Annotated in this window: 10 protein-coding genes; 7 read left to right on the top strand and 3 right to left on the bottom strand. The window is 52.7% G+C overall.

Features of this window, described 5'->3' with window-relative positions:
• Positions 1-36 precede the first annotated feature (36 nt).
• The 4 genes from JIN87_RS13045 (at position 37) to JIN87_RS13030 (ending at position 5,971) form a co-directional block, all read left to right on the top strand.
• A complete protein-coding gene (locus tag JIN87_RS13045; RefSeq protein ID WP_200356013.1) occupies positions 37-1,443 on the top strand; it encodes a sulfatase in 1,407 nt (468 codons plus the stop codon).
• A 22-nt stretch (positions 1,444-1,465) separates the two neighbouring features.
• Positions 1,466-2,527, top strand: coding sequence for an SGNH/GDSL hydrolase family protein (locus JIN87_RS13040; RefSeq protein ID WP_200356012.1), 1,062 nt, complete (start codon positions 1,466-1,468; stop codon positions 2,525-2,527).
• Between the two features lie 106 nt (positions 2,528-2,633).
• On the top strand, positions 2,634-4,160 hold the full coding sequence (locus JIN87_RS13035; protein ID WP_200356011.1) for a sulfatase family protein: 1,527 nt from the start codon (positions 2,634-2,636) through the stop codon (positions 4,158-4,160).
• Between the two features lie 2 nt (positions 4,161-4,162).
• On the top strand, positions 4,163-5,971 hold the full coding sequence (locus JIN87_RS13030) for a sulfatase-like hydrolase/transferase (RefSeq protein ID WP_200356010.1): 1,809 nt from the start codon (positions 4,163-4,165) through the stop codon (positions 5,969-5,971).
• Here the strand turns inward: JIN87_RS13030 and JIN87_RS13025 are convergent.
• Complete coding sequence (locus JIN87_RS13025; protein ID WP_200356009.1) at positions 5,968-7,152, bottom strand: XylR family transcriptional regulator; 1,185 nt, start codon at positions 7,150-7,152, stop codon at positions 5,968-5,970. The two genes, JIN87_RS13030 and JIN87_RS13025, sit on opposite strands and share 4 nt — an antisense overlap.
• 387 nt (positions 7,153-7,539) lie before the next feature.
• On the opposite strand from JIN87_RS13025, the gene JIN87_RS13020 reads away from it, so the two are divergent.
• Together JIN87_RS13020 and JIN87_RS13015 are read left to right on the top strand one after the other, a co-directional pair.
• The gene (locus tag JIN87_RS13020) at positions 7,540-11,052 is read left to right on the top strand and encodes a porin family protein (protein WP_200356008.1); all 3,513 of its coding nucleotides are present in this window, start codon (positions 7,540-7,542) and stop codon (positions 11,050-11,052) included.
• Between the two features lie 154 nt (positions 11,053-11,206).
• A complete protein-coding gene (locus tag JIN87_RS13015; protein WP_200356007.1) occupies positions 11,207-11,440 on the top strand; it encodes a hypothetical protein in 234 nt (77 codons plus the stop codon).
• An 8-nt stretch (positions 11,441-11,448) separates the two neighbouring features.
• Here the strand turns inward: JIN87_RS13015 and chrA are convergent, their stop codons facing one another.
• Both chrA and JIN87_RS13005 read right to left on the bottom strand, forming a co-directional pair.
• Positions 11,449-12,624, bottom strand: a complete 1,176-nt coding sequence (chrA, locus tag JIN87_RS13010; protein WP_200356006.1) for a chromate efflux transporter — start codon at positions 12,622-12,624, stop codon at positions 11,449-11,451.
• A 189-nt stretch (positions 12,625-12,813) separates the two neighbouring features.
• On the bottom strand, positions 12,814-13,569 hold the full coding sequence (locus JIN87_RS13005) for a metallophosphoesterase (RefSeq protein WP_200356005.1): 756 nt from the start codon (positions 13,567-13,569) through the stop codon (positions 12,814-12,816).
• A gap of 89 nt (positions 13,570-13,658) precedes the next feature.
• Between JIN87_RS13005 and JIN87_RS13000 the strand changes: the two genes are divergently transcribed.
• Positions 13,659-14,459, top strand: a complete 801-nt coding sequence (locus JIN87_RS13000; RefSeq protein WP_200356004.1) for a hypothetical protein — start codon at positions 13,659-13,661, stop codon at positions 14,457-14,459.
• The last annotated feature ends 47 nt before the right edge of the window (positions 14,460-14,506 follow it).

Raw genomic sequence — 14,506 nt, 5'->3', positions numbered from 1 at the left:
CGAAGTACCCCCTTCTGAAGTTAAGAAGCTCGAACGATGAAGATTCCCCTAATTTTAATCTGTGTTCTATTAAGTGCTGCGTCGATGCGTGCAGAGAGGCTCAATGTCGTCTTCTTTCTCGTCGATGATCTCGGTTACCACGATCTATCGCTGACAGGGTCGGAGGTCTACGAGACGCCGAATGTGGACCAGTTGGCTGCGGACGGAGCTCTGCTAACGCAGGCGTACGCAGCGTTCCCGCGTTGCGTGCCGTCTCGCTATGCGATGATCAGTGGCGTGCATCCAAGCAGAGCGGAATCGGAGGGAGAGCGTTTAACCCATATGTCGCTAGAACGTGTGACGATTGCGGAAGCGTTAAAGGATCATGGATACACGACTTTTTTTGCAGGGAAGTGGCACTTAGGGAAAAGTGAAGACCGGTACCCGTCCGCTCAAGGGTTTGATGTCAGTGTCGGAGCGGGAAGCGCCGGTGCTCCGGGGACCTATATTGCTCCTTACACTGCGGAAAAGAACCTGTCCGGTCCCGAGGTCTTGAACGCTCCGCAGGGTGAGTACCTCACTGATCGCTTAACGGACGAGACGATAGGTTTCATCGAGCAAAATGGAGACGAGCCGTTTTTTGTATACCTTTCTCACTACGGTGTTCACACGCCATTGGAAGGGAAATCAGAGAAAGTTGCTTACTATGAGAAGAAGATCGAGGGGATCGGCTTTGAGAGCGAGCAGTTTGCATTCGGGATCGATGGTCGTCGTAGGGTGAATCAGGACAATGCAATCTACGCTGCGATGATAGAGAGTGTGGACGAGAGCCTCGGGCGCATTGTTGAGTGTTTGGAGAAGGAGGGGCTTTCCGAAAACACGATTGTTATCTTCACGTCGGATCATGGCGGGCTCTCTAATTCAGGTTCGGAGAACAAGAGACCGCTAGCGACCAGTAACTCTCCGCTCAGGGCGGGGAAGGGGCACATGTACGAAGGCGGCACGCGCGTACCTGTTGTCGTTAAATGGCCGGGACGATTGGAGGGAGGAAAGAGTCTCCAGTTTCCCATTACAGGAATGGACTACTTCCCCACTATATTGGAGATGCTTGATCTACCGCAAAGGCCGGATGCTCATGTTGACGGAGAGAGTTTTGTACCCGGTTTGCTGGGCCGTGAATCTTTCAACGAGGATCGCAGCTTTTTCTGGTATTCGGATACCGGGCGTCGAAGGAGTACGGGTGACTTTAATGCGGCTGTGCTTCGGAAGGGTAAGTACAAGCTGATGCAGTTCTTCACTGAAGATAAAGTGGAGCTCTATGATTTGTCTCTGGATGTTGGCGAGGATAACGATCTCTCCAATCAATTGCCTGAAGTTAGGTCACGAATGCTCGAGGAGCTCATCGAGTGGAAAAAGTCGATGAGTGTGAGAGACAAGCAACAGTCGAAAAAGCGCGACTATTAACGTTAGGAAAGGCTTCAATCGTATGAAACGAACGCGCTTATGGTTCCTGCTCGGCCTCTTCTTTGCGTGCGCTGCCTCACTGATGGCGGGGGAGATTGTAACCCCTGACGATTCGAGGATTGTGTATTCAGGTGCGGCTTACCCGCAGCTTGGTGAGGAGGGAGTGGAGTTGCTGAGGTTTGCCCCTGACCTGTTGGATGACGCGACCCCGCTCACGCATGGTTTCAATTCCCAAAAGGCAAGAACGACGGCGGGAGTCTCAATTCGTTTCGCAACGAACGGCCCCGTTGTTGAACTTGTATTCGAAGATTCAGGAACTCTGTTCTCAGTCTTTAGGAATGGTGTATTCAAAAATTTATATAGAACCCATGAAGATGGAAGATTGAAGATCCTTTCCGACGAACTGGGAGGGATTGTTGAGTATGAAATCGTTTTTCCGCTCTGGTCGAATCCGGTTTTTCGCAGACTCGAGTTGCCGGAAGGAGGATCCTTGTATTCGCTTGAACAGCATGAGGGACCTGTGGTGGCGACCTTAGGAGATAGTATCACTCACGGAAGGGGGCAGACCTTCGGAAACCAGACCTGGGGATGGGTTGCTTCCCAGGCTGTGAACGCCGAGTACTACAACCTGTCCATCGGTGGAAGTAATGCGAACAGGTACCAGGCGGAAAGCTTGAAGGCGATAGAACGATTGGATCTATGCGCTATTCTTTGGGGTTATAACGATTGGGTGAATCGCGGAAAATCGGTGGACCAATATGCCTCCGATATGCACGAGGCGATCGACGTGGTGCGTGAGATCCACCCTGAGGCGAAGATCGTCTTGATGAGTTTGCTGAATACAAAAACGACAAGCTCGAAGCGAACGAGTGATCGATACTCGGCGGAAGACTTCCGAGCGGCGATCCGCGAGATCGTGAAGTCTCGAAACGATGCCGGTGACAACGCGGTATACTTTGTCGATTCGCAGACCATGACCAATCTCGATGATTTGCGAGATGCGGTCCATCTAAGCGTCGAAGGAGCAAAAAAGCTAGGAGACGCGATGGGTGCAGAGTTCGCCAGAATATTGAACGAAGGCTGAGAATCTAGGGTTGGACCCACCGGAAATAAACTCAAGAGCTTGGATAATGGTCTAATTGTGAAGGTGCTTTGGGGAATCTATAGTGCTCGGACCTCATTTCCGAACTATGAATTTGCTCCGATTTGCGTCTCTCATTTTTGCTTCTGTATTCGCTGGCCCTCTCATGTTGAGTAGCGAACGTCCGAATGTCGTATTGATCCATGTTGATGATCTGGGTCCCGAGCATCTCGCTTGTTATGGTGGTGATGTTCTGACCCCGAACATCGACAGTCTAGCGGAGTTCGGGGCGAAACTGACACGGTACTACACGCCGTCGGCTGTGTGTTCACCAAGTCGATACAATCTTCTCACGGGACGATACGCGTCTCGATGTGTGGACTTTGCGAAGCAGTTTCCGGATAAAAGTGAACCCGCATTTATCAGATGGAACGCCTTCTTGGAAGGAAGCGAAGAGACTGTCGCCCATAGCTTTAATCGGGTTGGGTATGCGACTGCTTTGATTGGTAAGCATCACAACACCCGCAACGAACGCTTTCAGGAAAAACTGCCCACAGGGGCTGATCCGCGTAGCCCAGAAGAGGCGAAGCGTATGCTAGGTAACTACGAACGAGTTGTCGAAGAGGTGAAACGCGGAACTGGTTTTCAAGAAGTCTCCCGTTTGTACGTAAACAATCTGCATACTCTCGATTTGGATGAAGAACTGCATCAGCATAATCCTGAATGGATCACAGAGGGTGGTTTGGACTTTATCGAGCGGCACAAAGCAGAGCCTTTCTTTTTGTACCTTGCCCACACGGTTCCTCACGGACCGTCGCCGCTCGCATCGCTGAAGTCTTCGCCGAAGATCACCCCTTCAGGATTTCTCGACGAAGCTCCGCAGGTGCAACCGAGCCGCCAGGATGTATTGCGCAGAGTAGACGAAGCTGGGCTACCCGAATCGGCGGCTCCTTTGACTTGGTTGGATGATTCTGTGGGAGCCGTTCTCGACAAACTCAAAGCGGAAGACCTTGAGGAGAATACTATCGTGATCTTCATCAGCGATCACTGCGGAAAGGGAAAGCTGACGTGTTACGATGACGGGACGAGGACACCAGCTTTGATTCGCTGGCCAAGTCGTATCAGGGCTGGAATTGAGATTGACGCGATTACTAGCAGTATCGACTGGGTGCCAACTTTCATGGAAGTCTGTGGCTTGAGAAGGGATGATTCCTACCTTGTGGATGGAGCTAATTTGATGCCTTTGTTTGATGGCGAGGAGGAGTCTGTTCGTTTGTCACTCTTTCTTGAAATCGCTTACACCAAGGCGGTCGTTACTGAGGATTGGAAGTACATAGCGACTCGTTTCCCAACACGTATTCAGAAAGAAATAACGCCGGAGAATCGTCACCTCTACAACCACGAGGGAGAGAAGGCGACTTGGGATGCGATCGCTGGTATGGTGTCGGTGCGTTATGGTACTGATAAACGCCATCCAGGGTTGTTCGATGATGATCAGCTCTACTACTTGCCTGACGACCCGGGAGAGGGACAGAACTTAGCCTCACAGCCAGAGAAAGCGGGGACTTTGAAAAAGATGAAACGGATCCTTAACTCTTATACTCAAGAGTTTCAGAACCGATTTGGAGAATTCTAATTATGAAGGTCCGGTTACTTAACGTATACGTTTGTGTGTTACTTGCTTTCGCAAGTGCTGTTGTTGGAGAAGAACGACCGAATATTCTAATCATTCTGACTGATGATCAAGGTCGTGACGATTTCGGGTATATGAATCCGGAGGTTTTTGAGACTCCTAATTTGGATCGTTTGCGGACGGAGTCTCTCGAGTTTACTCAGTTTTACGTAAATCCCACCTGTGCACCTACGCGTGCCAGTTTTCTTACCGGTCGCCACTTTTTGGAGACGGGCGTATGGGGAGTGCATGGTGGTCAGGATTATATCAATCTTGATGAGACACTGATATCGGAGCGTTTACAGGATGTCGGTTACGCGACGGCTTTCTACGGTAAGTGGCACAGTGGGAAGTCGGAAGGTTACTTGCCGTGGGACCGGGGATTTGAGGTCGCGGAATTGACTCACCTTTACCGGCATATGGACGGGATGTTTTTCAGCAAAGATGGGATGATCGAAAGAGAAGGATGGATGGGGCAGGCCTTAGCGGAAAAAGCATCGGGGTTTCTTCGCGAGAGATCGAAGGCCTCCGATAGTCGCCCTTTTTGCCTGCATCTTTCTATGATGGCAACCCACGGTAAGTGGTATGCTCCTGAGTCTCGTATCCAGAAATATCGAGATAAAGGTTTCACTGAATCTCTTGCAGTGTATGCGGGAATGCTTGAAGAGCTCGATGCAAATGTTGGCAGTGTGTTGCAGACGCTTGAGGAGACGGGACAGTCGAAGAACACCGTTGTGCTGTTCTTTACTGATAATGGTCCTGTGGCGAACTCGGATCGGAAAGACTTGCCCAATCACACAGGAAGGGATTGGGAGTTAAGGAACCCGAGTGGTCTGCGTGGAGCGAAGACCAAGGTCTATGAGAATGGTATTCGAGTCCCGCTTTTAGTGAGATGGCCGGGACGTGTTGAACCTGGAACTGAAGAAGGCGTCGCTCATGTAACGGATCTTTTTCCGACATTACTTTCCATTGCGGGGGAAGCTCCAAAACCGCGACCTGGTGAAAAGGATCTGCGTGGAATTTCTTTGGTACCGCTCTTGTTTGGACAGGGAGAGTTGCCTGAGCGGCCATTGTTCATCGCGTCTGATCATGCCCAGACTGAAGGTGGGCGGGGGCGTTATGACTTTTTGAACGGACCCGATGCGGTGGATCCTCAGATTCAGAACCTAGCTCTTAGAGTTGGAGATCGGAAACTCGTGAGAAGAGGGGGGCGAATCGAATTGTTCGATTTGAGTGAGGATCCGCGGGAGTTGAGAAACATCGCCAAGGCTGAGCCGGAAGTGGCTCAGTTAATGAGTAAACAGCTTTTGGATACGTTAGAGGGGATCCGAAAATCCGGGCGAGCGTTTCAAGCTCCCGTCTTTAGAATCGGATCCTGTGCTGATCGATCGAGCTTTGTTTTTGCCTGTTCCCCGTCTGCTCTTTTGGGTTCCGTGAAGTACGGTAGCCACTGGACTACAGGCTGGGATGGTGTGGGTGACGGGCAAACGCACCTCGTGGATGTGGTCACCGAGGGTTGGTACGAAGTCGTCTTGCACGCTCGAGAGGGGGTGAAGGGGGCGAAGATCAGGGTCGGTTGTGGCGAGCGGGAGATCTTGGGAACGATCACTGGCAGATATGAGAACGCCATCGGTAAGCTTTATCTCCCGAAGGGGAAGACGACTCTCAGGCTGGTTGTCGAAGAGGAATCTCCGAAAGGAGGCGTGATGGACTCTTTGAAGGCGATCGAGTTTTTGGGCGCGGGAGCGGAACGGGGCGAGGTCTATGGTTTTTAGCTCCCGGCCAACCGATCTCGATAGGCGCCAGGCGATTCGCCGGTCAGTTTTTTGAATACAACGCTCATGTACTCTGGATGTTTGAAGCCCACCACGAGCGCGATGTCATACAAGGTCATGTCCGTTCCCGTGAGCAGGCCTTTGATGTAGGTGACCTGGCATTGCCGAATCTCGGTTTGCGGTGAATGGCCGAAGTATTTTCTAAAGCCTCTCTCCAGCTGGCTTCGGGAGCTGTTTGCGGCCCTGACAAGCTGGTCAACGGTGATCCCGATTCCGTTTGCATCACGTAGGACGCGGACAGCTCTCGCGACGAGTGGATCATCTATGGCGAGTGCATCTGAAGACTGTCGCAGGATTGCGTCTGTCGGTTCGATCAGTTGCTCCGGAGGGATGTCGGTTTGTTTGTTTAGGAGAGCTTCCATCGTGCGGGCGATGCATCGCCCATACTCGTGAAAGTTCACTGGGACGCTTGAAATGCTGGGGTGTCGAATCTCGCAGCGAAACGCCTCGTTTCCTCCTCCGACGATCGCGAAATCGTCCGGTATCCGCACTCCGAGATCTATGCAGGCATCGATGACTTGAACGGCGCGTAGATCGTTGCAGGCCATGATGCCGACGGGTGTTTTCAGTGTTCGGAGCCATTGCGAAATGTTTTCGGTTTCGCTGCGGTGCCAATCGAACTCGGTCTTTGGCCTCAGTTGATTGTCGTTGTCCTGGTAGGGTGTTTCGAAAACGTCTGCGGAAAAGCCCAAGAGCTCGACCGCTTCGCAGAAGCCCCGCTTACGTTCTTGTGCCCAGCTCTGGTCGCTGAATCCGCAAAAGGCGAAATGGCGAAAGCCGCGGTCTCTAAGATGTTCGGCGGCTACATGAGCGAGTGCTGGGTTGTCGGCGCGTATTTTGGGTATGCCAGGAATCGAAGCTGTTTCGTCGTTGATGTCTATGCATGGGATTCCTCTCGATTGACACTGCTTGGGAATCTCTTGGTTGCTTGTATTCAGAACGATTCCATCCCAATCCCGAGAGAACAGCCATTCGACATCCGAAGCTGCCCGCATGTCGTCATCGATATGGATTCTCCAGTTTAGAGATACGTCTGGGTAAGCGGCGATGGCTCGAATCATCAGGCGCGTCCCTTCACGGCGAGTCGGTGTGGAAATGAGGATGTTCTTACGCTTTGTCATTTGTTCCCCGGTAAAGGCGTATCCTCAAGCATGGCGCGGATTTGTAAATTTGAAAGCAGGTGGCTGCTTCGATTGTCAGCGAATTCTAAAGTTCTGGAGGGGATTTCTATGGGGATGTTATAAGTCGATGTTTGGCAGTGTTTTCTGAGTTTTGATGTTTTCGCCGCGTTTTTCGGATAATGGCTTGAGAGCCGAAAATAGCTACAAGAGCGCGGTAATTAGCCTCATTGAGAGAGGATCTAGGCTCTGTTAATTTAGCTCTCGTCCAGAGAAGTACCCCCTCGCGAACATGCCCCGAAGAGACAGGAGCGTATAGGGATTCCTATACCTGTTTTGGTGGCTACTTGGGATTTTTGGGCACCCGTTTAAACCACAAACACCCACGCTATGACTAGACCATTACACTTCACAAAAAACCGGGGAGTTATACCTCCTTGGGGCTTCGCTTCTGTTGCGTTGGCAACTGGCTTTTTGGCGCCAAGCTTTTTGGCTGCTCAGGAAGCCGATGGAGAGGAAGAGATCTTTGAACTGTCCCCGTTCACTATCGAAGCCTCGGAGGACACTGGATATCGGGCCACTTCCACGTTGGCGGGAACTCGTATCCGTACCGAACTGAAGGATGTAGGCTCCGCTATTTCGGTTGTGACCGAACAGTTTCTCAATGATGTGGCGGCCACGGATAGCGAGTCTCTGCTCGTTTATACCACCAACACGGAAACGGGAGGTGTATCCGGAAACTTCACAGGTTTGGGCAATGGCGAGGCGCTCGACGAAAGCGGTGCTATGTTGCGTCCCAACAACAACAACCGTGTTCGCGGCTTGGCCTCGGCGGACAATACGAGAAACTATTTCCTGACGGATATTCCTTGGGACAACTACAATACGAATCGTATCGACCTCCAACGCGGGCCGAATTCGATGCTGTTCGGCCTAGGCAGTCCAGCGGGCATTATCAATGCCACGGTCCAAGGCGCCAACTTCGAGGATGAAGGCAAGGTTGAGCTGCGCTTTGGTAGCTGGGGTAGTCGTCGATTCTCTCTCAACCTGAACCGCGTCATTCTGGAAGACGAGTTGGCGATACGCGTTGCTGCTCTGAACGAGCACCAGAAATTCCAGCAGAACCCAGCGTTCGAGGATGATGAGCGTTTGTATGTAGCTCTCAAATACGAGCCGAGTTTCCTAAAAAGTGATTCTGCGAGTACCACCTTGACCGCGAATTATGAGGACGGCTCAATTGAAGCCAACCGCCCACGCTCGCTTCCTCCGGAAGACTTGATCACTCCTTGGTTCGATCGTTTGAACAAGCAGGTTTATAATCCCGTTGAGGCCTACAATGACAACCCGCTCATCCCTGAGTCAGGAACGTTCGTGGGAGGCCATGACAATTACAACCCTTCGCTCGATCAACGCTTTGGTGGTGTGCAGGTCATTTTCGACGATCCGACGTCCTCTCAGCAATGGGGACCCTTGCGTGTTGGCGAGCTGGCATCGTCTGACAACAATGGCATCGGCGCCAATGGGGAAGTCGATGAAGACGTAACCTTCTATCCGTTCTGGCGTCCTCTCGCGGTCGCAAACTATCCGAAGTATGCCCAGAACGCCGGTCTTGAATTTGCGAATACATTGGCGCCGTTCAAGCGTCAGTCGCTAACAGACCGTTCGATCTTCGATTTCAAGAATCACATGATCGATGGGGATAACAAGCGGGAGTACCGTGATTTCGATGGGCTGAACCTGAAGCTAGATCAGAGCTTTTGGGGGAATCGCGTCGGCGTGCAGGTCGCTTACGATCGACAAAGCTACGCGGATCGCTCGTTCCGTCCGCTCGGTGGAAATCCTGCATTGTCAATTGATATCAACTCCCACCTTTCGCCTGACCTGACTCCGAATCCGAACGTGGGACGACCTTACGTCGTCAATCGTTCGCGTTTTGGTACCGGAGCCCGTCAGACGGAACGCGAAGTCTTGCAAGCCACCGCATTTGCCGATGTCCGAGCCACTGACTTCATGGACGAGTCGTTCGTGAGCAAGCTGCTTGGACGCCACCTTTTCACGGCTTTCGCGTCCGAACAGGAAATCGAACAGCGCGATCAGCAATGGGCGTCCTATCTCCTAGGGCGTGAGTATGGTGAGTTTCAGGCGACACCGGTGGTGACAGCTGCTGAGCGCGAGCTAATGATGCTAAACTATCTTGGCAGTGGTTCGTTGTTGAATACGAGCTCGGCGTCTGGGCTGAACATCCAGCCGATTTCGGCGATCCAGGTTCCGAACATTAATTCGGTCTATCTCTTCGACTCCAATTGGAACGCGACGGGTGTTGACCCTGCGGCCGAATGGATTCGCCCGTGGGATGGAGCGACTTCTACGCAGTCTGAAAACGGAGCCAACTACGTGGGTTGGCGTGAAATGCCAGCCACCCTGATCAATGGCTCAACTGCGGAAGGCGGACTGAAGGCCTTGGAAAAGGCAAATCGTGATCTGCAGGAGATTAGCTCTGAAGCGTTCATTTGGCAGGCGTTTCTCTGGGATGGAGCAGTCGTTCCAACTTACGGATACCGCAAGGACACCGCTGAATCATTCGGTTTGGTTGGTCAGGATGGATCAACAAGTCTCGTCGCTCAGGATGAATATCTAGATCTATCAGACGGTAGTTATGAGTTGGATACTGTTCCTGGTAATAGAGTCGAGGGTACGAGCGAATCTTGGTCGGTCGTTGTGCATACGGACAAGTTTCTACCGGAGCTGCCATACCAGACAAAGCTGAGTTTCTTCTACAACGAGTCTTCGAACTTCCAGCCTGCAGCGGGTCGGATCGACCAGTTTGGCCAGCCTTTGGGAGCTCCTAGCGGGGAAACGGAAGACTACGGATTCTTGATCTCCGCCTTTGAAGGTAGGTTGAACTTCAAGGTTAACTTCTACGAAACCCTTGTGAAGGATGCTAGCTTCGATCCAGGTAACCTGTGGTTCATCGGTGGTGCTGAAGCCCGTGCCCTTCGTTCCGCGCAACGCTACATGGGCAATCTAAACGGGGAACCCGGTACGGGTGGATTCTGGTATCGTCCCCGCGGTGGCCAGACCGCTGAAGAGGCTCTTGCAGAGCAAAGACTCCATGCCGAAGCGGTGTTGAACAACCTGCCGAGCGATGAACTGTTTGAGGCTTGGGGCATGGATCCGGTCGATGGCTGGAAGAAGAACTGGTGGCTTGGCGGCTCTCAGCCGGTAGGTTTCGTTTCAACTGCGGATACGATTTCCGAAGGTGTTGAATATGAATTGAGCTTCGAACCCACGAAAAACTGGAGTATCGTCCTCAATGCATCCGAGCAGACTGCACAGAATACCAACATTGCAGGTTCGCTCAAAGAATGGGTGGACGCTCGCAACGAGCATTGGAACGGTCCAGCTGGCGATATCCGCATGTGGTGGGGCGGAGGTAACGGCTCCATATTACAACAGTGGAACCAGACCTTCTACTCCAAGTATCTACTCGCGCTACAGCAAGAAGGTACGAACGTAGCGGAAATGCGTCCATGGCGTGCGAATCTAGTGACCTCCTACCGTTTCACCGATGGAAAGCTTCAGGGGCTCAACGTTGGTGGTAGCCTCCGCTGGGAAGACAAGGTTGCGATCGGGTATCCGGTTTATACTGACCCAGCGGACGGCCAGGATAAGTTCGACATCGAAAATCCGTATTGGGGACCAAGCTCTGAAAAGGTGGACCTCTTCGGATCCTATACTTTCAAGCTCGGCAACGGAGTCCGGTGGCGCATGCAGCTGAATCTTAGGAACGCCTTCGCGGACGACGAGTTGATTCCGATCACCGTGCAGGGAGACGGATCTCCTGGGACGTACCGAATTCCGGCGAGTCGCGAATGGATGCTTACGAACAGTTTCACATTCTAGTTTGTTATCCCTCGGTAGCACACACTAGTTAAGTGTTATGGTATAATCGGGTCGCTTCACTTCGTGGAGCGGCCCTTAAATTGTTCGTTTATCGCCTGCTGCTTGTAGTGAATATTCACTGACAATAGATATGGAGAATACTAAGAAAGCTCAAATGAACCCTCGGCTACATCAGATTGTGGGAATGGAGCAGTTGGTTCAACTTAAGCAGGTTGAAGATCGTACTCAGAATTCTGATAATCTGCTCTCAATCGAGGTAAGAGATCTGGGTAAGCAGCTGACCTTCTTGCGCGAAGAGAATAAACAACTCAAACAGTTGCTAGCGGAGCGTACCCTAGAGCTTGAGGCGCAAAAGTTGGTGAACCAACAGAACTGGGCCTCCTTCTAGTTGCCGATCTACCCGAGTAGAAGTTGCCCGAGTCCGGCACCTAAGGCGGCGAGGAGCCAGGGTGGCATTTTCCAGAATTTGAGGAGAATGAAGGCGACGAGGGCGAAGCCGAAGCTAAGGTTGCTGTTGATGGTGCTTTGCCAGATCGGGTCGTAGAGAGCGGCGAAGAGCAGGCCGACAACTGCCGCGTTTGCTCCAAGCAAGGCGGCTCGAGCAGCGTTGATCTTGCGAAGGCGAGCCCAGAAAGGAATGGCGCCGAGAACGAGCAGCCAGGCCGGAAGGTAGATCATCACCAAAGCGTAGATACCTCCGGATATACCGCCGGGTCCTTTGTTTATGCCGGCGCCGAGAAAACTGGAAAAGGCGAAGAGCGGTCCGGGAAGAGCTTGGGCGGCTCCGTAGCCAGCGAGGAATGAAGACTCGTCTATCCAACCCTGTTGTACGGTGTAGCTATCGAGGAGCGGCAGCACCACGTGTCCGCCGCCGAAGACCAGCGAGCCGGCTCGATAGAACGCGTCGCCCACTTCAAGCGCTTCGTTTTGTGGTGAGAGCTGAGAGGCTATGGGTAGGCCAGCGAGTAGAATGAAAAAGATGCCGAGGTAGATGGCTCCCATTCTTTTTGAGCCCGCTTGATGGGTTGGCTTGACCTGCGAAGTGTGGTCCTGCTTGCGATACAGAATATAGCCGGCGACTCCTCCAATGAGGATGGCGACGAGTTGGGCAAGAGGGGTTGCTGCAAGAAGCAGACCGAGCGTTACGAGAGCGGCGATCGTGGCTCGGCTGCGGTCAGGACAAAGGGATTTGGCCATACCCCACGCCGCGTTGGCGACCACTGCTACGGCTACGAGCTTGAGGCCTGAGACCCAGCCGGCGGTCGAGAGATCGCCCGCGTATTCGAGGCCCAGAGCGAAGGCGATCATGAGTATTGCGGACGGAAGGGTGAAGCCGATCCAGGCTAGGAAGGCTCCTGTGATGCCCCCTCGATCAAGGCCGATGGCGAAGCCTGCTTGGGAGCTGGATGGGCCGGGGAGAAATTGGCACAGAGCAACGGTGTCGGCGTAGTCGGCCTCGCTCAGCCATTTGCGTCGCTTGACGAACTCTTCGTGGAAGTAGCCCATGTGGGCGGTGGGACCGCCGAAGGCGTAGCAACCGAGGCGGAGGAAAACGAGAAAGATCTCTTTCATTAGTTTGAGGTCGCCCGATGGGTCTTATCCCTTCGTCTTTTCGTTCTGTCTGAGTGCAAAATGCATTGGCTCACCTCCCAATACCCTCCGGGTATTACTCGATTCGCAAGCTGCATTTTTCTTCTCAGACATAACTTCAAATACTCGAGAACGACCCATCGGACGACCTCGATGTAGGGCGGCGTGATTTTATTCTTTGGGGAGGGCGCGGATTTGGATTGTGGCGTTTTGGATAAGGGCGTAGGAGCCGTTGCGGGTATCTAGGTTCCAACTACGACCTCTGGAATCAGGTTCGTCTAGGAGGGTGTGGCCAACAATTTGCGGCCAAGGAAGGGAGTCTTCGAATTCGTGAAACCAGTCTTGCCAAGCGAGACCGCCAATGGGGTCAAGTCCGCGACGGGCGATACCTACAGCGGCGAGGGCCGGTGGGCGTTGGTCGGGTAGTTTGCTTATGTGTTGGTTGAGCTCTGTATAGAGAGTTTGCAACGCATCGTCGGTCTGGACGGGAAAGTGCGCGATATGGAGCCCCGCATGGGACATGAGGAATCCCTCGACCAGGGCGAAGGGTTTTAGTTGGGAGAGGAAGTCGTGATTGAAGTGCTCTCTCACCTGCTCCGAGTAAGCGGGCACGTAGGCTCCGTTTGAATACGGATTGGGATTCGTGCTTTCAGGACTTCGATCGTTTTGCAGATCGTAGAGGTAAGGGAGATCGTGATTTCCGACCAGGAAGGTGATCGGGAGCTCTGGGTAACGGCTCTGTAGATTCGCGATATAGCGAGCGGTTGCTTCGGGAGTGTCCGCAGTCTTTACCTTGGCGTCGAGGTAGTCGCCCAGAAAAACGACTTGGCTGACTTCAGCGGATTCTTTGACGAGAATGGCTTCGACCCAATCGATATTCTGGTGCGTGTCAGGGATGACAAGGGCTGGCTTGGCGGCGTGACTCATTGGTTTGGTACCGTTGAATAGAGCCTCGGGGGGCGATTGCGAGATTTTCGGGCTTGGTTTTAAGGGGGAATTTGGTTTCTGCAGAGAGGATGGAATTCTCGCCGACGGTTTTGATTTGGGCCCCGATTGGGTTGTTGTTTTTGAGTGCGATTGCTGGAGTGGTGATCGAACGTCACCGCAGGGATGCTTGTTTGAAGGAGTTCGACGGCGACTTTGTTATTCTGAAAATGAAGGATGGCCGCTCTGTCTGGGGAGTGATGAAGGTGTTTCCCAAATGCATAGAACTGGTCTATGATAGCCCACAGGCAATGGGGCTGGGGAGGAGCAAATCGAGTTATGTGCTCTATGATAAAAAGATAGCGGATATCGATCGGATCATTCGACCGGCTCCGTCAGAAGGGACTTCAGAGCGCGAGGAATGGGATGAGGAGGTGGCGGATCTGAAGTTCACGAGCTTTTTTGAGAAGATTGGACGTTCGCTCCGCAATCTTTACGGGATGTTGCGGGATGCTTTTAGCCAGTCGGTGGGGATGCTGATTGGAATGGCGAAACAGCGAAGCGCGGCTTTGCAAAAGGTGAGTGGGGCGGATCGGCATGCGACCGAAGTCGGGCAAAGCCTGTTGGAGATACTACCAAACGCCTATGAGCCGATCTTGGAAAAATACCGGGGTGCGCTTGTGGTGCTGGAATCTTTGGAGGAAGGAGAAGTTCAGGAAACGCTGGGGGTGCTCGAGGATTACACTGTAGGGAATCTGCTAATACGCGCGGTCGATATACGAGCAGAAGACGTACCGGAGGGATTGAAGGATCGTGGGTTCAGGGTGGGGGATGTTATATTCCCTCGATCGCGAGCAGTGGTGCGGCATCGGATCATGGAGACGGAAGTCTAGTTTCCTGGCGGGGTAAGTTCAGCTTTCCATTGGACAATTTGCTCACT

The sequence above is a fragment of the Pelagicoccus mobilis genome, from assembly GCF_016595505.1.
Taxonomy (GTDB): domain Bacteria; phylum Verrucomicrobiota; class Verrucomicrobiia; order Opitutales; family Opitutaceae; genus Pelagicoccus; species Pelagicoccus mobilis.
This window is presented reverse-complemented; position numbering and strand designations above follow the sequence as displayed.

Coding starts and splice junctions, on each gene's coding strand:
- JIN87_RS13045 (WP_200356013.1), top strand. CDS start 37: ATGAAGATTCCCCTAATTTTAATCTGTGTTCTATTAAGTGCTGCGTCG.
- JIN87_RS13015 (WP_200356007.1), top strand. CDS start 11,207: ATGAACCCTCGGCTACATCAGATTGTGGGAATGGAGCAGTTGGTTCAA.
- JIN87_RS13040 (WP_200356012.1), top strand. CDS start 1,466: ATGAAACGAACGCGCTTATGGTTCCTGCTCGGCCTCTTCTTTGCGTGC.
- chrA (WP_200356006.1), bottom strand. CDS start 12,624: ATGAAAGAGATCTTTCTCGTTTTCCTCCGCCTCGGTTGCTACGCCTTC.
- JIN87_RS13005 (WP_200356005.1), bottom strand. CDS start 13,569: ATGAGTCACGCCGCCAAGCCAGCCCTTGTCATCCCTGACACGCACCAG.
- JIN87_RS13030 (WP_200356010.1), top strand. CDS start 4,163: ATGAAGGTCCGGTTACTTAACGTATACGTTTGTGTGTTACTTGCTTTC.
- JIN87_RS13020 (WP_200356008.1), top strand. CDS start 7,540: ATGACTAGACCATTACACTTCACAAAAAACCGGGGAGTTATACCTCCT.
- JIN87_RS13025 (WP_200356009.1), bottom strand. CDS start 7,152: ATGACAAAGCGTAAGAACATCCTCATTTCCACACCGACTCGCCGTGAA.
- JIN87_RS13035 (WP_200356011.1), top strand. CDS start 2,634: ATGAATTTGCTCCGATTTGCGTCTCTCATTTTTGCTTCTGTATTCGCT.
- JIN87_RS13000 (WP_200356004.1), top strand. CDS start 13,659: ATGGAATTCTCGCCGACGGTTTTGATTTGGGCCCCGATTGGGTTGTTG.